The organism is Pseudomonas nitroreducens (genome assembly GCF_014204515.1).
In the GTDB taxonomy this organism is placed as follows: domain Bacteria; phylum Pseudomonadota; class Gammaproteobacteria; order Pseudomonadales; family Pseudomonadaceae; genus Pseudomonas; species Pseudomonas nitritireducens_A.
Window position 1 is genome coordinate 230,178 of record NZ_JACHLI010000001.1, and the last position, 19,560, is coordinate 249,737.

At 56.5% G+C, this 19,560-nt stretch carries 28 protein-coding genes; 12 read left to right on the plus strand and 16 right to left on the minus strand.

The features are described from left to right. Positions 1–63 precede the first annotated feature (63 nt). From HNP46_RS01210 to HNP46_RS01245, 8 genes are all read right to left on the minus strand, one after another. On the minus strand, positions 64–1,506 hold the full coding sequence (locus HNP46_RS01210; protein WP_184585683.1) for a hypothetical protein: 1,443 nt from the start codon (positions 1,504–1,506) through the stop codon (positions 64–66). Positions 1,507–1,605: 99 nt separating this feature from the next. Then, positions 1,606–3,006: a DotG/IcmE/VirB10 family protein gene (locus HNP46_RS01215; RefSeq protein ID WP_184585684.1), complete on the minus strand. Its 1,401-nt coding sequence runs from the start codon at positions 3,004–3,006 to the stop codon at positions 1,606–1,608. A 2-nt stretch (positions 3,007–3,008) separates the two neighbouring features. After that, a complete protein-coding gene (locus HNP46_RS01220) occupies positions 3,009–3,281 on the minus strand; it encodes a hypothetical protein (RefSeq protein ID WP_184585685.1) in 273 nt (90 codons plus the stop codon). Beyond that, on the minus strand, positions 3,278–4,405 hold the full coding sequence (locus HNP46_RS01225) for a DotH/IcmK family type IV secretion protein (protein ID WP_184585686.1): 1,128 nt from the start codon (positions 4,403–4,405) through the stop codon (positions 3,278–3,280). The genes HNP46_RS01220 and HNP46_RS01225 overlap by 4 nt, the downstream gene beginning before the upstream one ends. A 128-nt stretch (positions 4,406–4,533) precedes the next feature. Beyond that, entirely contained in the window at positions 4,534–5,259 is a 726-nt protein-coding gene (locus tag HNP46_RS01230; protein ID WP_184585687.1) for a DotI/IcmL family type IV secretion protein, read from the minus strand. Beyond that, positions 5,259–5,579, minus strand: coding sequence for a hypothetical protein (locus HNP46_RS01235; protein ID WP_184585688.1), 321 nt, complete (start codon positions 5,577–5,579; stop codon positions 5,259–5,261). The genes HNP46_RS01230 and HNP46_RS01235 overlap by 1 nt, the downstream gene beginning before the upstream one ends. Before the next feature lie 496 nt (positions 5,580–6,075). Next, a complete protein-coding gene (locus tag HNP46_RS01240) occupies positions 6,076–6,534 on the minus strand; it encodes a hypothetical protein (RefSeq protein WP_184585689.1) in 459 nt (152 codons plus the stop codon). A gap of 9 nt (positions 6,535–6,543) precedes the next feature. Then, on the minus strand, positions 6,544–7,203 hold the full coding sequence (locus HNP46_RS01245) for a hypothetical protein (protein ID WP_184585690.1): 660 nt from the start codon (positions 7,201–7,203) through the stop codon (positions 6,544–6,546). Positions 7,204–8,354: 1,151 nt separating this feature from the next. Between HNP46_RS01245 and HNP46_RS01250 the strand changes: the two genes are divergently transcribed. The 3 genes from HNP46_RS01250 to HNP46_RS01260 all read left to right on the plus strand — a co-directional run bounded on the left by HNP46_RS01250 (position 8,355) and on the right by HNP46_RS01260 (position 10,384). Further along, entirely contained in the window at positions 8,355–8,552 is a 198-nt protein-coding gene (locus HNP46_RS01250; RefSeq protein WP_184585691.1) for a hypothetical protein, read from the plus strand. Beyond that, on the plus strand, positions 8,549–9,064 hold the full coding sequence (locus HNP46_RS01255; RefSeq protein ID WP_184585692.1) for a hypothetical protein: 516 nt from the start codon (positions 8,549–8,551) through the stop codon (positions 9,062–9,064). Before HNP46_RS01250 ends, HNP46_RS01255 begins: the two co-directional genes overlap by 4 nt. A 90-nt stretch (positions 9,065–9,154) precedes the next feature. After that, positions 9,155–10,384: a ribonucleotide-diphosphate reductase subunit beta gene (locus HNP46_RS01260; RefSeq protein WP_184585693.1), complete on the plus strand. Its 1,230-nt coding sequence runs from the start codon at positions 9,155–9,157 to the stop codon at positions 10,382–10,384. Positions 10,385–10,442: 58 nt separating this feature from the next. Here the strand turns inward: HNP46_RS01260 and HNP46_RS01265 are convergent, their stop codons facing one another. Further along, positions 10,443–10,997 carry a hypothetical protein gene (locus tag HNP46_RS01265; RefSeq protein WP_184585694.1) on the minus strand — a complete coding sequence of 185 codons (555 nt, stop codon included), beginning with the start codon at positions 10,995–10,997 and terminating at the stop codon, positions 10,443–10,445. Between the two features lie 236 nt (positions 10,998–11,233). On the opposite strand from HNP46_RS01265, the gene HNP46_RS01270 reads away from it, so the two are divergent. From HNP46_RS01270 to HNP46_RS01285, 4 genes are all read left to right on the plus strand, one after another. After that, positions 11,234–11,473, plus strand: a complete 240-nt coding sequence (locus HNP46_RS01270) for a hypothetical protein (RefSeq protein ID WP_184585695.1) — start codon at positions 11,234–11,236, stop codon at positions 11,471–11,473. After that, on the plus strand, positions 11,470–11,775 hold the full coding sequence (locus HNP46_RS01275) for a hypothetical protein (protein WP_184585696.1): 306 nt from the start codon (positions 11,470–11,472) through the stop codon (positions 11,773–11,775). The genes HNP46_RS01270 and HNP46_RS01275 overlap by 4 nt, the downstream gene beginning before the upstream one ends. 93 nt (positions 11,776–11,868) lie before the next feature. Continuing rightward, positions 11,869–12,036, plus strand: a complete 168-nt coding sequence (locus HNP46_RS01280) for a hypothetical protein (RefSeq protein WP_184585697.1) — start codon at positions 11,869–11,871, stop codon at positions 12,034–12,036. Between the two features lie 48 nt (positions 12,037–12,084). Beyond that, the gene (locus tag HNP46_RS01285; RefSeq protein ID WP_184585698.1) at positions 12,085–12,267 is read left to right on the plus strand and encodes a hypothetical protein; all 183 of its coding nucleotides are present in this window, start codon (positions 12,085–12,087) and stop codon (positions 12,265–12,267) included. A 121-nt stretch (positions 12,268–12,388) separates the two neighbouring features. Here HNP46_RS01285 and HNP46_RS01290 read toward each other — a convergent pair whose 3' ends face one another. Continuing rightward, complete coding sequence (locus HNP46_RS01290; RefSeq protein ID WP_184585699.1) at positions 12,389–13,039, minus strand: hypothetical protein; 651 nt, start codon at positions 13,037–13,039, stop codon at positions 12,389–12,391. 356 nt (positions 13,040–13,395) lie between these two features. Between HNP46_RS01290 and HNP46_RS01295 the strand changes: the two genes are divergently transcribed. From HNP46_RS01295 to HNP46_RS01315, 5 genes are all read left to right on the plus strand, one after another. After that, positions 13,396–14,106: a hypothetical protein gene (locus HNP46_RS01295; RefSeq protein WP_184585700.1), complete on the plus strand. Its 711-nt coding sequence runs from the start codon at positions 13,396–13,398 to the stop codon at positions 14,104–14,106. 154 nt (positions 14,107–14,260) lie between these two features. Next, on the plus strand, positions 14,261–14,743 hold the full coding sequence (locus HNP46_RS35750) for a hypothetical protein (RefSeq protein ID WP_260403056.1): 483 nt from the start codon (positions 14,261–14,263) through the stop codon (positions 14,741–14,743). Between the two features lie 83 nt (positions 14,744–14,826). Further along, positions 14,827–15,189 (plus strand): single-stranded DNA-binding protein, encoded by a 363-nt coding sequence (locus HNP46_RS01305; RefSeq protein WP_184585701.1) that lies wholly within the window; start codon positions 14,827–14,829, stop codon positions 15,187–15,189. Between the two features lie 89 nt (positions 15,190–15,278). Further along, positions 15,279–15,647, plus strand: coding sequence for a single-stranded DNA-binding protein (locus HNP46_RS36025; protein WP_184585702.1), 369 nt, complete (start codon positions 15,279–15,281; stop codon positions 15,645–15,647). A gap of 168 nt (positions 15,648–15,815) precedes the next feature. Then, the gene (locus tag HNP46_RS01315; RefSeq protein WP_184585703.1) at positions 15,816–16,187 is read left to right on the plus strand and encodes a histone-like nucleoid-structuring protein, MvaT/MvaU family; all 372 of its coding nucleotides are present in this window, start codon (positions 15,816–15,818) and stop codon (positions 16,185–16,187) included. A 281-nt stretch (positions 16,188–16,468) separates the two neighbouring features. Here HNP46_RS01315 and HNP46_RS01320 read toward each other — a convergent pair whose 3' ends face one another. From HNP46_RS01320 to HNP46_RS01345, 6 genes are all read right to left on the minus strand, one after another. Continuing rightward, entirely contained in the window at positions 16,469–17,185 is a 717-nt protein-coding gene (locus HNP46_RS01320) for a hypothetical protein (protein ID WP_184585704.1), read from the minus strand. A gap of 89 nt (positions 17,186–17,274) precedes the next feature. Then, positions 17,275–17,814, minus strand: a complete 540-nt coding sequence (locus tag HNP46_RS01325) for a DUF5710 domain-containing protein (protein WP_184585705.1) — start codon at positions 17,812–17,814, stop codon at positions 17,275–17,277. A gap of 31 nt (positions 17,815–17,845) precedes the next feature. Beyond that, a complete protein-coding gene (locus HNP46_RS01330) occupies positions 17,846–18,202 on the minus strand; it encodes a hypothetical protein (RefSeq protein WP_184585706.1) in 357 nt (118 codons plus the stop codon). 254 nt (positions 18,203–18,456) lie between these two features. Continuing rightward, on the minus strand, positions 18,457–18,960 hold the full coding sequence (locus HNP46_RS01335) for a hypothetical protein (protein ID WP_184585707.1): 504 nt from the start codon (positions 18,958–18,960) through the stop codon (positions 18,457–18,459). 49 nt (positions 18,961–19,009) lie between these two features. Further along, positions 19,010–19,243 (minus strand): hypothetical protein, encoded by a 234-nt coding sequence (locus tag HNP46_RS01340; protein ID WP_184585708.1) that lies wholly within the window; start codon positions 19,241–19,243, stop codon positions 19,010–19,012. After that, positions 19,240–19,533, minus strand: coding sequence for a PapB/FocB family fimbrial expression transcriptional regulator (locus HNP46_RS01345; RefSeq protein WP_184585709.1), 294 nt, complete (start codon positions 19,531–19,533; stop codon positions 19,240–19,242). The genes HNP46_RS01340 and HNP46_RS01345 overlap by 4 nt, the downstream gene beginning before the upstream one ends. Positions 19,534–19,560: the final 27 nt, after the last annotated feature.

Below are 19,560 nucleotides of genomic sequence, written 5' to 3' on the forward strand. Positions count from 1 at the left end.
TTATCGGGCGACTCTTAAGTTAAGGCAAAGAAACTCTATTTGCAATATCGCAAATAAAGAGACTTACTTTATAACTTTAATTAGTTTTTCGCCAACTTGTAGCTGTCCATCTGCGGAGAGACCTTTAACCACGCCAACGCCTTTATAGCTGTCGCCGACACGGTAGATTTCAAACGAACCCTTGTCATCCATGATGCCGAAGGTACGGCCTTCGTCGATCACAGCGTTCACCGTAGCACCGGAAACGTACTCCACCTTTCGCACGACCGGGGCCGGCGTCGGGGCAGGGCGGCTCTCACGGCGCGACTCGCGCTTGGGCGCCGGCTTGGCCTTAGGCTTCACCTCTTGCTTCACCACGAGCGGCAGTTCCTGGAGCTCGCCATCGATGTAGGACTTCTCACCCAGGAGCAGCAGTGCGCCGTTGTTCACGACCTCGGCGACCTTCAGCTTGCCGGATGTGGAGTCCAGGGTCTCACCCTCGAACAGGGTGATCAGTCTGCTGTCCTGCTGACGCTGGACGATGGCCATCTTGCCGGTCTTCGAAGTGTCGACGATCTTGAAACCTGCCAGACGGTTGCGACCGGCGGCCTTGGGATCGGTGTTCTCCGGAACGACCTTGATTGGGGGCGCCGGCTGCTTCAGGACGCCCTTGTTGGCGGCGAGGATAGCGTCGAGTTGAGCCTGGGTGGCGTCAGCTTTCGCGGTCACGGCATCGACTTTTGAAGACAATTGCACTTGCGCAGCGCCTTGCACCGAAACGGTGGCGTCGAGCTTCTGCACTGTCGTTTGCGCCTCATCGACCTTTTGGCCAATTTTGCTGGTGGCAGCAGTGTTAGCTTCCAGCGCTTCTCGAAGCTTGAGGAGATCTGACGGAGCGAGCGTTTCGGGTGAAACGCTGTTGTAGCTCTCCGCAGGAGTTGGTCGACCGTTCAGTTCCATGGGCATGCCCAGGCCTGCGTCAGCAGATGCCTGTTGCGGACGCGGAGTAGGGGCGGGGCTGTTGAAGTTCAGACCTTCAACGCCAGACGGACGGGTCGGCTGAAGTTGGCCAAGACCCTCAACCTGCTGCGGCGCGGGTTTCGGGGCTCGAATCTGCGGGGCCGGAACCTGCACCGCAGCACCAATGTTGGCGCCAGCGGTCGGCTTCGGTGCCGAGTCTTCCTCAGCTTGCGCCTGGTTGGCTTTGACATTGCTGTACGCAACCAGGCCTACGGTAGTGGCGACGAGCACACCGATGCCCACCACACCCATGCCCAGGGGGCTACCGAGGAAGGACTTCTTCGGCGGCGCTTCAGGGCGAGTGGTATCGATGGTCGGCTCATTTCCGCCGTAAATGTCATGCTCTTCATCAGGCTCGCCGTCCTGGAAGTCTGCGCTGGCGTCATCAGCCTCCTTCCCGAAGTAGTCGTCGTCATCGGCTTTCCCTGCATCGTGACCGTTGTCGGTCGGGTACGCAGCGTTATGGTCGTCTTCAGGGAAGCTGAATTCGTCGTCTTCGTGAGCCATGTTGCTCTCCAGATTCTTGTTCTATGTGGATATTAATGTTGGATTGTTTTAAAGACAACAAGGCGACAATGTCGCCCTGTTGTTTTGAAGTACCTGCGGTTATTTGAACTCGCTTTCGCTAACCGCCTGCATGAACATGATGTAGATTGATTTGTTAGGCTCAACAGTAACAGTTGGCGGCCTGTCAAACTCTCTCTCAAAGATCGGGGCGAAACGCTCACCAGCTTTACCGATACCAACTTTCACCTGGTCACCAACATTCGGTAGTGGGTTGGTAGTGGCCGAAGAAGAGCCATCGGTATTAGTGACAGTCTGGGTGCCCGTCAGCGCGTTCGCATAGCCCTCGGCGAAGCTCGCGAGGAACAGCTTGCTGTAGCGCTCGAGGGTGTGATTGTCGACGCCGTCTGCCAGCGAAGACCGCATGGTTTCGGAATCCAGAGCGATGGCCTTCACGGTGGCAGACTTCTTGTTGACCGTCATGCTCTCGAAGGTGATGGTGGCCTTCTCGCCGGTACGGGCCGGGTTCCCCGTCAGCACTGCCCCTTCAAGCGGGCCCTTATCTACCACCACTGCGCGCACCGGGCTGATCTCATCAGTATTCACACCGATCTGAAGGACGGCCGAGTAGATAACGCCAGGGTTGATATTGCCAGTTCCCTCAACTTTGCTGATCGAGTTCTGGGCGATAACTTCGCTGGGGTACATGGAGCGAGTGGACGACTTCTTCTTGGCGGAAGACGAATCGTTGGTAGAGCTATCGTCATCCCAATCATCTTCATCCGATGAAGTTGACTTAGTGGTCTTCGAGTCGGCCAGCAGCTTCTCATAACCTTTCGAGTTCGAAGTATCCTGCTTATTGATACCGCTCGATCTGAGGCCGGCCTTATCCGATCCCGAGGCGAAGTACTGCGGAGCTGGGAGGCTCTGCGCCGGCTTCATCTTGTCGACATAGGTGTTGACGTTGGTCTCGTAGTCGATAGCGAACTTGCGCTCATTCTCCAGGAACGACTTCCAGGGGCTCTCCTGAGCAACTGGGCCAGAGTTTTTCTGGCGCACGCGCTCCAACTCTTTCTTGTTCGCTTCTTCCTGAGCCTTACGCTTGGCTATGACCTCATCGATGCTCGGGCCTTTCTTGGGCTCGGGCTTCTTCTCGACCTCGGTCTTTGTGGCCTCTTGGCCGAAGTCGAGGTTGATTGAGGAAACGTGACTGTTCACCCCTTTTTCAGAGGCGGCGATCTTCTTTTCTTCGTCTTTTGCGTAGATCTGGCCAACCTGAGTGTCAGCACCAAAGATCACCTTGTCGGTTGCCTTGTCCTTTCCGATCTGGTCGTTGGTGGGTGTCGAGGGCAGATCAGACACGCCTGCAATGATCGGATTCTCCTTATGCCCCATTCTGGTGAAGCCAATGATGACGAAGATCACCACAACCAGCATGGTGAGGCTAACCATCAGCTTCGCCCGGCCGTTCATGTTCTTGTTGAGGTTCGAGAAAACGCCCATGGTTACCTCACTCCTGGCTCGGTGGCATCTGATCCACCGATGAAGTACTGGGCATCACCTCCTGATTTACCCGACAATTGCACCCCCTTGGAGGCAGGTGTCTCAATGCGCTGACTCACTGCAGGCTTGGCCGCTGATTGCCCGCCCTCATGTTCTTTTGCGGCCAAAGCCTTCTGAGCTTCTTGCAGGTAGAACATGCACCCCGCCGTCACGATAATGATCAGGCAGGCACACATAATCAGGTCGATCAGGAAGAAGCCTTTTTGATTGATCACTTGGCATTCTCCTCATCGAAGACGGTCTTCGCCCTTCTGATTTGGGTCTGGTAGACGCCCTCGACCGATCCGCTCATGCGCACGCCATCCACGGAAACCGAGATGTACGGGGTAGGGTGAACCTTGTAGAGGAACTTGCCCGTCGGCGTCATCGAACTCTCAACCGGCGGAGGCAGCAGCAAACGGCCTGGGAGCGCCAGGTAGAGGAACTGACCGTCGTACCAAGACTCCGACCCAGGGACGCCGTTGATCGTCAGGGTGCGCGAATTGGCCGGCTTGCGGCCGCCCTGCATCTCGATCAATTCGTTCGAGACGTTGTTAATTTCATGCTGGAAGACCGGCTGGATGTCAGCCTTCGGGCCCAGCTTAGGGATGGTCACGGTAATCCGACCGTCTACTGTCGTTCTCGTGCCCTTCAGGATGACCGGAATAGACGCCGGCAACCCCTCAAGGACGACGGCGGCATTGGAATCCGAATAGTCACGCCCCATCACGAAGGATGCGATGTGTTTGTTCGATCCGATGATCTGGCGGGTGAAAGCAGTTTTGTCCCCCACAACACCGTCATCGCTGATCGGCCACGGGGCCCCTGTCGAATCGTAGAACTCCACCTGGGCCGCGTAACCACCAATGGTGGAGATCACGATGGGGGTGTTCGAGTCCGGGTTGTAGGTGATGTTGCGCACCTTGAAGTTCGGCTCACCCGAGAGACGACGGTTGGTGGCCTCGTCGATGTCAGCCAGGCGCTGACGTAGGGCCGTGATCTCATCCGGCGACATCGGGGCTTTCTTCTCGACCACGTCGCGCTTAATGCGCTGCTTGTCGTTGGAGCGCATTATGTCGCGCAGCGCGCGCAGCTGGTCTTCTTCGTACAGCGCGCCAGCCAGAGCTGATTTCTTCCCGCCGGTTTGTTCACGGTCGAAGTCGGTCACGTCGCTGTAGAACGCTGGCTCGTCTGCCTTTGGAGCGGGGGCAGCCTTGGCGTCAGGCGCCGGCTTACCGTCAGTAGAAGCGGCCGCATCAGCCGGAGCGTCTTGGGCAGCTGCAGGAGTAGGGGAGGTAGGAGCTTCAGTCGCTTGCGGAGTTTCAGCAAACGCCGAACCGCCATACAAGGCCAAAAGCATGGCCAAAGCCAGCGGAGACCGTCGCATCGTGTCACCTTTATTATTGTAATTATTGACGACATCGGCAATTTACTACAAAAGGAGACTCAATAAAAGAGAACCCCTCCAACTTGGGAGGGGCTCATCTATCAGCGGTTGGTCATCAAGATCTTTGCGATTCCGAGACCGTCGGCGTTGGCCAGCATACTCGTTCGCTCAACCCAGATTGTCAGTCGAACTTTCTTGGTCAGCTCTTTCCCTTTCGTCCGGAAGGTAAGAATGGCGTCGACCTGGAACGTCCAAGTCCAGATGCCTGTCTTGTCGTTCGGGGCCGGGGCAGGGGAGACCAGGATCGGCGTATGTTCACAGACCAGGCTAAGAATGAGCTCGCCGTCTTTCACTGCCTGGATGTACCCGGCATCGTTAACTTCGCGGAGGAACTCCGACGCGCCTCGGTCGGTAAACCACTTCATCGTGGATTCGTTCAGCTGGGTCTGATAGTCCGAGTAGTTGAAAGAGAATGTGTCGACAAGCGCGTGCTGTACCCACTGCGAAACCACTTCTGGCTTGTGGTTAGGCTGGCCCAACGGGATCAGCGTGAGAATTGAGCCACTATTGTCGGTGGCGATATAGACGCGCTCACTTTTTGCACTGAAAGCAACGTATGCGATGAAGCACTGTGCGATGACACCGAACAGCACGATGGCAGCTGCCAGGAACAGCTTCTTAGAGCCATCGCTTAGGAAGTCATTCCGGGTCTTCACCACCTGGACAGGGGAGGCCTTCGCCGGCTGCTTGCCCTGAGGCTTGGTCACAGCACCCGTCGGGGCTGGCTTGGCGCCAGCCTTCCTGGGCTCTACAGCTTTGTTCGACATCACGGCCTCACTATCTTGAGTGGTTTCAGTTCATAGATCTGCCCGTCCTGGGTTGTGGCATGGGGAGTAGGTGCGGGAACCGAGAGGTAGAACAGCCCTCCAGCAAGCAGCACCAGCGTTCCGATAATCGATAGGAAAAGAATGAAGTTCACGGCCAGCGCAAAGCGGGTCTCGTTTACCCTCATGTCGTAGTCGCTGTCATCGATCTCAACAGCTGTGAGAGCAAATTCCTTCAAAACCTCAGAAGGATCTAGCCTGGCCTCAGACGTAGTTCGTTCCTCTGGTGGAAGGCGCACTCTTTTATTGCTTGGGATTTCCATACAAATCCTCTTTTTCGAGGACTATATCACCGTAACAAATCAAACAACAATTTTCGCAGTGGAGTAGTGCAAAGTTTGCACAATAGTTTTGTTGCCAAGGTGTTTTCTGTTATACGATTTCATGAATTAATTTGACGTTGAATGTTATCTTTGGAATGTTCCTTTTTGGTTTTCTAAGTTTCTGTCTAATGCGAAATCTCCCGTGCATCAAGGAGGAGCCTGGCTTCCCAAACCCATGAAGTCGGCTAGAGATCAAGTCGCATGGTGACTTTGTGGCATCAACAGGGAAGGGGAGGAGTTATAAGCCAAAAAAGGCAGAAAGGTGATCATTTTTGACCACAAAACTACCGTTTATGTCTCTGAAATTGCCAGCACTGGCACTGGTGGTGACGAGCGAAAGGAGAGGCTCTGCGGGCTCACATGCTCCCACAGGCCTCGAACAGTATTTGTAGTTATAATTGTTATAAAAACTATAATTAATGAAATAGATTATAATCTAGGGGGCTTCCCTGGGGGCGTCCATGCGGTATTTGGCCAGGATCGCTTCCGCTTGGGCGATAGCTTCCATGATTTTGCCATCAAGGATCGGAACCCTGGTGCGAGTGGGGCGGCCTTCTACCTGGTGAGAGACAACAAGGTAGAGCAGTCGGCCACGGTGGAAGCCGTAGGACAACCCTGGAGGCAACTGGGGGAGAGGTAGGCCGGTGGCTGGATCGAGTTGCTCAGCTCTCTGTCGGCGTCGCTTGAGCTGAAAAACTGCGTCGGTGACCGGTGTCCCATACTTCTCGAGGTGAGTTTCATCGCGCCAGCGCTTTGCGGCCGCCACAGCATCATCAAGCGACGGATAGTCGCGAATCATGAAGAAGCGGAGCAGCTCATCATCGCCTCGTTCGATCAGCACCCTGACCTTCTTCGCCTGGATGCGGATGTATTTGGATGATCCTTTACTGGACAATTGCGCGCGTCACCGTGGGTCTAGGGTTGCCTCAATCATCCCTTTGTAGCCGGCGAAGACTGAGGGAAGCACGAGCTGGCCGTCCTGGAGGACGAACGCAGGGACACCTGGGATGCCGTACTTACGAGCCAGGGCCTGAGCAAAAGAAATCTTGCTGTTCACTTGAGGGGAGTGAAGCAAGGCAAGGATTCGGGGCTCGACGTCTTTCTCATCATGCTGGGCTGCCCAGGAGGCGAGCAGGGGTCGAAGGCTGATGATGATCTCTTCTTCGGTGCTCGGGTGCTTATCCTGGATGATGGTCATCACCTGTAGATGGTCAGCCTGAGTGAAACCGATCTCTTCGAGCGCGTAGAACAGGCGACCGTGAAGCTCCCAGCTCGCCTTGAAGGCGAGAGGGACGAGCGTGTAGCGATCTGGGTCGAAAGAGGGGTCTGACTTACCCTTTTCGATAATGGCCGACTCGAGGCTCAGGCAGTGGGGGCAGCCGTACCAGAAGAACTGGTAGGTGAGGGCACCGGTTTCACGAGATCCCACCTTTTGCTCGATTTTGGGTGGCTCAGCTTGGTGTTCCCGCTGCTTAGCGTTCCAGCCCATGGTGATCATCCCGATACCAAGGCCCATGCCGAGGATCCCGATGATCATCATTTTTCTTCCGGTGCTGAGGCTCAAGGGGAACCGCCTTCACGAGTGAGTCCCGCGATCCTACCCAAATCGTCATGGGGTGTACAGGCCGAACAGCAGGTATGTAGGCGGTCGCAGATCTGCGTGAGAGGTCTGCAGAGGAGGAGGGGCTCAAGACCCCCTTCGGCGCGCAGCGCGACTAGCTTTTGCTCTGCACTTCGGCGCAAAGCGCGACTCGCTCTTGATCTGCATTTCGGCGCGAAGCGCGCCTCGCCATCGATGCGGCCGGAGAGGGAGCTCAGGCGCGATAACAGCTCAGAGGGTGGGTGGCAATGCTCTTCTTCGGCGCACAGCGCGAATAGTGTCTTGTGTTTGGCGAAACACAATATGTTGGCTATGTAATGAAGGTGACAGCACAAGATAAGGTGGTGCTGATTAAAAATTGATCATAGGCCGAGTATTTTGGAACCAAAGAGAAAGCTACGACCTTCGGTCTGAGACAGCGAGTATTGCTGGAGGCCCGGAGGGCCGTACAGCTCACTCAAATCCTGGGTACCGCACCAGCTCTTCTTTTCCCCAGGAAAACCAGCACAATTCCTACTTTCAGAAGCCCCCCAGAAAAAGAGAATCCTGGTTTGGCAGACTCCTGTGATGAAGGAGTTCTGTGGAGGTTCCGGCTGCACCCTCTCTTGGACACAAATAGGTAAATCAGCCGCGCTTCGAATTTTTAAAGGGGGCGATTTGAAAAATATTTTCGTTGCTGGCCAGGCTCACGGCTGCTATTCGCGCGTTGGTAAACTGTTGGCCTGATGTATGGTTGTGCTATACTCTGAAATAACCGTATTACTCGTTAGATGGCGAGATCTGTCATGGATGTGTCTTTCTTTTCGGCCAGGCGTAAAGCCCTGATGGCCGCACTTGCATCTTCTGGGCTGGCCCATAACAAGCCCTGGGCGCCGCCCGAGCACCAGGTTTGTGTAACTAGCCAGGCTTCGCGAGGATCTGTGCGACCAGGTGCTGGCCAGGCGGGAGGAGATCACCAGGCATCATCTCGAGATCGGGTCACAGATCTGGGGCGAGCTCCGGTTTCTCCGCCTGGCAACGACCATCGAGGAGATCTCACCCAGGGCGTCTCGCCCCTGGGTGAACAGCCGGGCGCATCTCAGCCTGGCGTGCCTCTGCATGAGCGCGAGGTACTAATGGTTCGTCTCCAGGGTGGCCTCAAGGAGCTGAAGATCTGTCTGATGGGGACTGGGTTGTTCGCCATTCGCCAGATAGTTTCAAGCGACCGCGCTGTGACCCTCATGCTCAATTCCGATGCGAACGCCCTGGTCGACATCATCAAAGGTCTCCAGCACAATAGCGTCGGTGTGCATATGCAGGAGTCCCGCGCATGACGCTGGATGTACAAAATGACCTGGCCAACCGCCTTGCGGTGTTGAGCCAGCAGATGGGCCTGGACGACGTCGACGAAACGCTACTGTGGCGTCATGTCGCTGATCAGCCGAAGACGGCTCAGGTCGACGCAATTATTTCCAAATTGCTCTCCGAGTATGGGGAGCAGCAGCCGGTTACCATCATTGGCTACCGGTATGAGGCAGAGATGCCTGAGCGCTTTTACACCAAGGCGGCGCTGCGTCGCTCTTTGGTCGGCGTGAGGCTTAAGCGAAGTGACTGCCGAGGCTCCAAGTTGCAGCCTCTTCAAGCCTACTCTCGCGACCTCGACGAATACCGTGCTGAGCTAGATGCCAGCATTCGGCACGAACTGTTCGAGCTGTGGAAGGACGACGTCACCGCGTGTCTTCGCGAGGACGGCGTAAATTGGGAGCCGCCCATGTACACCGACATCCAGCTGAAGCTGGTCGTCGAACACGAGAGCTTACGTACCAGACTCTCAGTTTCCGCCTAATTGCGTCGCTGGCGGATCGTGGTGGACAATGGACGACAGTCGGCCGGCGGCGTTTTTCGCCCCGGCATTTTCATCACGTGAGGGTGTTTCATGCTTAGTTGGGACGACGAAGGTCAGGATCTGGCCGGCGCGCAGCCGCAGAATGCGGTGTCCGCAGTGCAAAGCCAGGTCGAAGGGGAGGAGCCGTCGGTTGCTGCAGCTCGTACCGTGAACAGCAGTGACTCCGAGGCGGTGGCTCGAGCCAAACGCAGCCTGGATGAGATGGATGTCCAGGAAGGCATGGACGACCTGGAGGGCGCCTCGGCCCGAGTCCACGTCGGCGACAAGCAGATGATCAACGCTCGCGCCGACCTCAACCAGCTCGTGCCCTTCAAGTACGACTGGGCGTGGCAGAAGTACCTCGACGGCTGCGCAAACCACTGGATGCCACAGGAAGTGAACATGGTCTCCGACATTGCTCTTTGGAAGAGCAGGGATGGCCTGTCCGAAGACGAACGCCGCATCGTCAAGCGTAGCCTGGGCTTCTTCTCGACTGCCGACTCCCTGGTTGCCAACAACCTGGTACTGGCCGTCTACCGCCTGATCACCAACCCCGAATGCCGGCAGTACATCCTCCGCCAGGCGTTCGAGGAGGCGATCCACACCCACGCCTACCAGTACTGCATCGAATCCCTGGGCATGGACGAAGGCGAGATCTTCAACATGTACCACGAGATTCCCAGCGTGGCGAAGAAGGCCTCCTGGGGCCTGAAGTACACCCGCTCGATCTCCGATCCGAAGTTCGAAACCGGGACGCCGGAAACCGACCGTCAGTTCCTGCGCAATCTGATCGCCTACTACTGCGTCCTGGAAGGCATCTTCTTCTACTGCGGCTTCACCCAGATCCTCTCCATGGGCCGCCGCAACAAGATGACCGGCACCGCCGAGCAGTTCCAGTACATCCTGCGCGATGAGTCCATGCACCTGAACTTCGGCATCGACATGATCAACCAGATCAAGATCGAAAACCCGCACCTGTGGGATGCCCAGATGAAGGACGAAGCGACCCAGATGATCCTGCAGGGCACTCAGCTGGAGATCGAATACGCTCGCGACACTATGCCGCGCGGCGTCCTGGGCATGAACAGCGCGATGATGGAGGACTACCTCAAGTTCATCGCGAACCGCCGGCTGGCCCAGATCGGCCTGAGGGAAGAGTACGCCGGGGCCTCCAACCCGTTCCCCTGGATGTCCGAGATCATGGATCTGAAGAAAGAGAAGAACTTCTTCGAGACCCGTGTGATCGAGTACCAGACAGGTGGCGCCCTCAGCTGGGATTAAGCTGCAATTGATGCAAAAAGGGAGGCCTCTGGCCTCCCTTCTTCGTTTCAGGCGCCGTTTACTCGCCGTTGGGGTTGGCTGCCAGCTCGGTGCCTATGGTCTTGAGGATGCCACTGCCGAAGTTGCTGTCAGGGACTACGTCGCAGAGGTTGATCGTGCCGTCGGGGTTGTGCCTCATCAGGAGAGAGAAGGGCTTGTCGCCGGCCTTAGCCGGGGTGACCTTCAGCACTACCAGGGCATAGTCGCCTTTGTCGGTGTGACTGGATTTAACCTCGGTGAAGGCCATCTGCGCCCCCAGGCGGGACAGAAGTGGGGCATACAGCTTCGAGAGCCGGCCGCCGGCCACTTTCAACACCTCTGGGCGCATCTGGCCCATGAGGTTGGAAGAGATGCCTACCAGGTCTTCATAGCCGCAGCGCTCATCGAGCATCTCGGGGAGGCTCTTCTCTGCGATCACGGGCCAGGATTTGCCACTGGCACGGATTTCGATGAGGTCTGAGACAACCCTTCGAGCCTTGATGGTGGCCTGCTTTTCCAGGGCCTTGGTGAAATCGTCTGCATGTGCGAAAGAGGCCAGGCAAAGCCCGGCAAGAATGGCTGTAAACCTGCGCATTCACTGGCTCCAAACTTGACAATTTGTCAGGAAATGACTATTTTCCACGCCATAAGGTAGCTGAATTTTATATGGTCGAGCCATGAGCCCGATGATCAAAACTTCACTACCGTGATGGCATGGCATCTTGGATTGAACTCAGTCCATCAGCGCTTAGCTACACGGATGTGCTGAAACGTACATGTTGCGACACCAGGTTCTGTAGAATTCGGGTGTCGTTAGGACAGAGGTGAAAGATGTCGTCCACCACCAGCAAGGTTTCCATCCCGGAACAAGACGGGGTCAACGAAGAGTACCAGGCGGAATTTACCGCATCAGGGATGTTGCTCATAGCCCACACCCCCATTGGTGTCGAGCTTCCTCAGCAGTTCAAGATCGCTGCTGAGGGTCACCATTTCCATGTAACCCAGGAAGGTGACCAGTTCTTCGTAGACCAGGATGATCGTGACGCCTTTACCGCCATGGTGTTTGGATGAGCACTATCCAGGAACAGCTTGCTCACGCTGCCAACCAACTGCGGGAGAATCTGCTCTACATCTATGCCCTGGGGAATAACCCTCTGGAGCGCGTTGATGGCGGCCGCAGCATCGAATATCCCGGCAAGAACATTCAGGGGCGTGTCAGCCTCGAAGACGGGGGTGTCCAGTTCCTGGAAGGAAGGCAGGTGATCTACGACAGCCGTAACCCATCAGCCTGCATCGACCCGGAGCGCGCGGCAGACGTCGGCGTGCAGCTGGGTATCGAGTCGGCAAAGCTGTACGGTTCTCTGACCAGGTAAGTAATGCTCGTCTATCACAGGAGGTGATCTATGGCATTTGCACCCAATTCTCTGTCTGTACGTGTGAACGAATCCTTCGCGGAGGTGGCTTGCATGAGCGCAGCCGCTGCCAACGAGCTGATCATGCGATATCCCGAGTATCGCGGTGCTCATGGCGACGATACCCACCCGTTCTGGATCGCCAAGGGCCGCCTCATGCTCCATGAGCTGCAGTTCATCCAGGAACAGGTTGAGCTGCAGGACAACGAAGTCCGGCACTGAACCACCCCACACTTCCTCTACCCACCTTAGATTTCCAGGAGTCCAGGCATGCTGGCCGAGGTACTGTTTGCTATCGCCGTTGGCGCCCATAACGAAAAAACCAGCTCCTCGAGCGCCGATCATAAACCAGGCGCTGCGCGGAGGGTCGAGCAGGTGGCGGCTGGGAAGGGTCAACCAGGCCGGCTCTACAGTGGCGCAGTCAGTCATGCGGAGAAGCGTGCCGGCAAGTGACCGGACAGCAGTGAGCAGAAGGCCAGCGAAAGCTGGTCTTTTTGTTGACGGGGTTTGGGTGGGAGCTGTCGAGAGGGGATGGGGCGGCGGCGAGAGAGGGGCTCGCCGCTCTACTCCAGGGTCAGATCAGAGTCTTGGGCTTGGAGCAGATCGCTTGAGACTTGCCGAACTGGCCTATGAGAACCTTGGGGGATTCCCGAACAGGGGCAGGGGCGGCAGTGCTTTTCGCGTTGAGGCGACCGTTTTTGAGAAGCAGGTTGTTGAGATCTCCGACGACAGCGTACTGGAGGGTGCTTGGGCCGCAGGCGTCCATTAGCACTCGACAGATGCTTTCGCTGAAGAACTCATGCAGGACTCCCCGCTTACGCATGTTTCTGGAAGCTGTTTCGCAAAGCTCATCTTCCATCCCGTGGCGGAGCATTTCCCCTACAGAGTAGGAGTCATCATCTTCACCGTCAGGCTGGTATAGGGTGTTGAGCACCTCTTCTGCTTTCTGAGCCGTCTTGAGCGACTGCTGGTTCATCTGCACTAGCTTTTCGAGCGCGAAGGTCGCGTCGCGAAGCAGCGTGACGATGAAACCCAGGTGCTCGCCGGTCATGGTTGCTACGAACTTGCCACCACTCTCCGCGATAGTTTCGAAGAGAGGGCCAAAGACCTTCTCCACGGCACGCAGCTGAGATAGGTGGGGGGAATCCATCCCGTTTACGCCGCCTTCCTGGCAAGTCGAGTTTAGCTTGTGCGTGAGTGTGGTCAGTTGGGCCCCAACGGACACCAAGATCTCCTGCATCGCGCGCGGGTGTAAATCACGCCCGGCATCCAAGCTTGTCGTTATAGCGGTCATAAGGCGTAAAGTCCGTTCTACTTCGAGCGTCGTGTTGGCACGCTTTTATTCGTTTTTGACAGGCCGCTAATCTCTGCAGCGGGGCAAAATATAGTTGACCAAAACGCCAGCAGTCAACAGCGTCTGTAAAATTTACACCATGATTTTTCATGGAAATCCGACGGTTGTGTCAATTTCACCTTAATTGACGGTTGACAATGTTGAGGATCAATGGGCTTCCTTGACATGTGGGTTAAAAAACGAACGATCCGCAACCAATGGTTGGCGTGATCAGGAGAAGAAAAGAAATGGCCTCAGCCCTGAAAATCGGCAGCCCCGTGGATGCAAACAACCGCAAGGACATCGAGATCTTCACCCGCGACAACGGGAATCTCATTTTCGTCCTGAAAGAGAAGGTCAACGGCGCTTATCTGCCGGATCGGGTGGGCTCCGCCCATGTCAACGGTGTAGGCGACAGGTCGGTGATCGTTCTTCGCGCCGCAATGCGTCAAAAAGATGATGAAGGCAACTTCCTCACGCAGCCTCGTCAAAAAGATGGCAAGTTCATCGGCTACAACGGCAAGCCGGTGGATTCGGAAGAAAAGGCGGCACGGGTATATGTCGACAAGACATACCCTAACGACGATTCCAAGATCATCTACGCTCAGATCGGCGTGCTGTTCGTGAAGAACACCAAGAAAGACCCGGCGAAAGAGGGTGCCTTCGTTCCGACGGAACAGACCCAGGTCACCGCCAAGCTCTATTCCGATGACGAAGCCATTGAGGCTGAGCGCAACTACCTGCGCATGACCAAGTGCGAGAAGGGCAGCGACAAGCACAAGGAGTTCGCTGACGCCATCGACAAACTGCGCTCCGAGGGTGGCACCTGGGCCAGCTTCTTCATCAACGATGCCGGCAAGCTGCTCAAAGACCTGGGTCATGAAGTCCGCGTCCAGGCCAAGCCTGCGCAAAACAAGCAAAAGGACGCCGGTAAGGGCAACGATAGCCCAGCGCCGTAAGTCCGCAACAGGCTGAAATACAGAGAAAATCTCGCTGCGGCGGGATTTTTTCTATGCGACAATTAGTTGTTAATTGACACTCAGTGTATGGTTCTACTATACTCTTAACCGTGAGCTGGCCAATCGAGTCGGCAGAGAACGCGAGGATTCAGTGATGACCAACATCGTAATTGGCGTAGGCCAAGTCCAGAGCCACGAGATCAAAAGCGGCTCCGAAGGCCAGGACAAGCTGACTGTAAACGTCCGCTTCCACGGCCGCCGTAAGCCGGAATTCCTGCCGGTTGTTGCCTGGGGCCCCAAAGGCTTTGCTGACAAGCTGGCCCCGCACCTGACCAAAGGCCAGATGGTTCAGGCGACTGGCCGCAAGAAAGACAACGTCAACGACACCGACGAAGCTCGCTACGAGAACCCCTACATCAAGCTCGAGAGCCTCCACGATCTGGTTCTCCTGAACTTCACTCCGAGCGACGCCAAGAGCGGTGGTGACATCGCAGCCAATGGCGTTAAGGACGACGCTCCGGCTCCCACCCCGACTCCGGACGCCTCGCCGAACCCGCAGCCGGCGCCGGACTACGACAGCTTCGACGATGACATTCCCTTCGACGACCCCTACCGTCGTCTGTGGAACATGGTGTAACGCCAGTTCCTCTGCCAAGCGAAGTCAAACAATCAGTGTCGACCTAAATCTCTAGGTCGACCAAAGAACAGAAGAGGTGTGCCATGTCTCTGATTCAGATCGTAACCGGCCGTGTTGCCGCTGATGCTACCGTTGTCAAACTGAACGACACCCGCGAAGGTGTACGTTTCCGCCTCCTGTCCAACGAAAGCTGGAAAGACAAGCAGACCGGCGACTGGAAAAACGGCGAACCCGAAGGCCACAACTGCCTGCGCGGCATGAGCGCCGGCCAAACCGCCAAGCTGAAAGAAGCTCTGGTAAAAGGCCGCGAGGTTACCGTCACCGGTGAGCTGGTTACCACCAAGAACACCGATGCCCAGGGCAAGGTCTTCCACGGCACCACTCTGGAAGTGAAAGAAATCCGCTTCGGCGCGAAGGCGGAACCCAAGGAAGGCAAGCAAAGCTGACCTGGGCCTGAGGCACCAAGGGGGTGATCTTTGATCACCCCCTTTTGTCGTTATGCGTTACCGAAAATCATGAACCAAGAGGTGTGCCTGTGGCCCAGGTGATTTTTGAGGAAAATGAGTGCCATGTGACTGGGGCGATCATCCGAAAGGAGACCGGCTTTGCTCACAATCCGCATCTCACTACCCTGAAGATATCGGCACGGAGCCGTGGGAAGACCTTTGACGACCCTGAGTTGAAGCTCAGGCAGGAATACATGGTCGTCGAACTGCATGACCGCGCTGCAGCGAAGGCAAACCTCCTGGAGGAGGGCGACCTGGTGCTGGTAAAGGGGCAGCTCAGTACGCGCGAGTGGGAGGAGCCGGGTGGTATCAAGGTGAAGGGCCTGATTATCGTGGCTGCCACTGCAGAGAGCATTGGAAAAATCGGGGAGCTAAAGAAAAAGTGTTCCAAGGATTGAGTTCGATATACGCCCTGGAACAGGCCTAAATCTCGAGCCCCCAAAAATGCTGAACAATTTATTGGCAAATGTGCAATTTTCAGTTGACGCTCATTTAATGCTTAATTATATTTGCCCTCACAGACCGGCATTAAGCCAAACCTAACTGGACAAGTACGGAGCATATCCATGAGCAAACTTGCAGAATTCCGCGCCGCCGAAGAAGCACTCAAGCAGCAGCTGGCTCGCCTGGAAGCGCTGAAAAACGATCCGAAGCTGAAGACTCAGATCCAGATCATCGAAAAGGTGGAAGCACTCTGCGTCGCTGAAGGCGTGTCCCTGGAAGATCTGCATGCTCTGCTGAGCGAAAAAACCGGCAAGGGCGTCAAAGCTGCTGACGGTCGTACCGGCCGCAAGAACGCACCGCGCGCGACCAAGGTCTACAAGAACCCGCACAACGGCGAGACCATCGAGACCAAGGGCGGCAACCACAAGGGCCTGAAAGAGTGGAAGGCCAAGTGGGGCGCCGAAGCCGTCGAAAGCTGGAAGACTCAGGGCTAAGCCCCGAGAAACACAAAAAGCCCCTTACGGGGCTTTTTTGTTGTCAGGACGAAATTATTGGCTCTCCATAATTTCCAATAATCCACGATGCAATCAGCTCCCAAGTAAAAGGCCCCTTTCGGGGCCTTTTTCACATGTCCGGAAGTTCGAAGTCATCCGGGAGTGTGCACGTGAAGCAAAGCTCATTTTCCTCGATGTCGAGGGGAGCATGGCAGCCTGTGCACAGTTCATTCTCGTCTGGGGCGTACATCTTCATCGTCCAGGGTAAAGCGGGTTTCAAATTATATTGCCGAAGCTTCAGCAGGCAAGCCGTTTGGCGCGGTGCCGATAGCCGGCATTTCAGCAATACCAGTGTGCTTGCCCTGGGTCTTCAGGTACTTCTCAAGCGTGCGCCCAAGAGTCATGTCCTCATGGGCCAGGTGGATGTAGTTCAGCGTCGTATCGTCGACGTCCTGGTGAAGCTCTTTCAGGTTGAGGGGGTAGAGCGGGGCGATCATGCCGATCAGCTTGTCCATGGCCTCTGCAGAGCGATACGTCGCCAGGTGCACTGGGGCCTCTGCATTGGCCACCAGAAGCTCGAAGCGCGTCACAGGCGTGCGCTTATCCCTGGATTGGATGAACGCCTGCTCGTGCACGCTCTCGAGCCGCAGATAACCGCTCCAGCCCTCGGCGTCCTGCATGCCTGTGATGAACGAGCTTCCCTCGTTGTGGGTGGCAAAGCGCTCCCAGGTGACTTCGGCCGGGGTTCCGATACGGCCATCACGCACCCTGTGCCCGATGCTCAGGAGGCGCTCCTCGCCAGGATTGTGGTGCAGGTCAATGCCATCAGGTCGCCCCACGGCAAGCTCAACGCCTCGCAGGTAGGCGGCCAGTTCAGCATCGGTGCTGAAGCTCTTCACCTGGATGGAGTCATAGGTGTAGGGAGTGACTCCAAAACGCTTCACGCGCTTGGCGTAGTCGTCGCCGAATACCAGCGCGACGCGGTGCACGGTGCTCATGTAAGTGCTCCTGCAATGCCGGCCGGGTGCCGGGCTGAAGTCGGAGGGTGGAGGCTGATTTTAGGGGAAATTGAAGGAAAAAAGGCGATCTACTGATCGCCTTTGGGAAGCCATTTCGCGAATGGCGTCATGTCGTCTCGCTTCTTCACCCACCACTTTCGGATACGGCCGTTGAAAGATGCGCCCAGGGCGTCAGCAGCACCTTTCTCAGCGTAGGGGACGTCCAAGACCTGGTAGTCGGAGTCGCGATCATCCAGGTACCTTTCACGCCAGACGTCGTCGTGGAACGCCATGGCAAGCGTAGAGCCATGATCAGAACTTGCCTTGAGGTCAGACTTGTCTGCTTCCCGCATGTCATGGACGGTTACGAAGTCGGGCATCTTCTCCTGGAATCGGACGTCTTCCCTGAGCATTCCGAGAATCTTTTTGCGCAGACTCTGGCCGAGGGTGGTCTCGCACCACCAGTTCGTATATCCATTGTCGTAGTACAGTTGGAACGGCGTTCCATCTTCGAGCCGGCCAATGAGGTAGAGCTGGTTGCGCTCAATCAGGCGGCCAAACTCAGGGATCAGGCGCTTGAGGCAGATACCAACCTCAAACGAGCAAGCTGGGAGCTTGGTGCGAGCCATGGGAAATCCCTCCACCAGGTGATGCTCGGCCTTAAAGGCCGAGACGGGTGAGTTCCAGGGTGATGCCCTTCGCCTGGTTGCGGGCGGAACCGGCTCGACCGCCGTGCATAGCGCAGGCTTCGTCTTCGCATCCTTCCAGGCCGTTGAAGGAAGCCAGGGTGTAGTCGGCAACGCTGTCGATGCGGTCGGCGAGTTCCTTCAGCGCGGGATCTGCGGCCACTGCATCTCGAGTGGCAGATCGGGCGTTGACGATAGACTTCTCCATCGCCAGTCCTTCTTCGCGTGGAACCGGGCACCAGGTCACATCTGCGGTGAGGTGCTTGTCGACCAGGGTGGTGATCGAGTTGACCATGGCTTTGGCCAGGGCGGCGAATTGAAGCTTGTCCATGGGTCTCTCCTTGAGCGTCAGGACTGAGGGGTTGGGTTGTGCTTCTTGAAGTCGGAGACTGCAGTCTCCCAGGTCTCTACGGCTTCCCTGCGGGTGAACATCGGGTGGCCACTGACATGCTTGGTGGTCACCAGAGGGGCTATTTTCGGGCACTTAAAGACCCACAGCCGGCCATTCCTAACTGGCTGAGGTTCCGCGCCGCAGGCCGGGCAGGGTGAGAGCTTTGGTTTAAGGGGCATCTTGCTAGCCATGGGCTATTCCGGGCTCTTGGAGAGAAGGAACTGCAGCATTTCCTCAGTACTGCGCATTGCCTTCGGCTTCTGACCGCAGTTGAGCAGGCGAAGATCGTAGCCAATCCCGGCCTTGGTCAGTCGCAGTTCCGGCTTCTGGGAGTCTGGATTCGTGTGGGAGTCGGCGTTGTAGTGCTTGATATCGATAGACTCGTCTTCTCCACCAGGGGTGGCTACAAGACCACCAGCAACAGCGGCTCGCACCAGGAGCTCAACATGCATCGGCAATTCCTGGATGACCTGATCCAGGTATGCATCAGGTACTCGCACAGGGGTCACCAGTCGTGGGCCTACTTGGTACGGCCGGGTGACCTCTTTCTCGTCGCTCCAATGGTTCGAGCAGTCGAAGTGCCCCTGGATTTCGTCGCCGGCAACGTTCGGGATCGGAGGCACCCAGCGACCAACCATCCAGGGGCTACCTTGCTCAGCTACGATCCAGTAGTAACCTTCTTTACGTTCGTCGCTCATCGTTGCGTCCTTTGCATGGTGGGGCGTCGCAGCTTAACTGCCGGCCAGGTTAAACAGAAATACCAGGGCTGGCCTTCAGATTCTGCGTCCACAACCAGACCAGCAGATCCTCGAGGTCGACAGTCTGTTCCCAGCGCTCACCACCAGAACTGAACTTGAGCCTCCAGCGGTCGCCGCAGAATTCGTGTCCGGCTAGATCCGTCGCATCAGGTAATTGGACGTTGCTGTTGAGATAGGCCTTCAGCAGGTCAGTGAAATCCAGGGAATTAAGGATCGTGCTCATGCGTCATCCTTGGTCTTTGAAGCACTGTAGTAGGGCAGAAGCTCCAAGACAGTGTGGTTCAGCTGATTGAGCTGGCGTTCATCACGCCAGAAGTGGTTGTTGGGCAGGCCAGCCTCGCGACAGGCTTCTGCTTTGGAGATGCCGTCGATGAAGTGGCGACGAAGGGCCTGCTTGGCCTCCTCCTTCGTGATCTTGCAGCGGTCAATCAGCGCATTCAGGTGCTCGGGAGTAATGTTCCCGTGCGAGATGAGGTGCTCATCAGGGATCTCGCCCTTTGTTCTCTTGGCCATAGGAGCTCCAGGAAGGGCCCTGTAGGT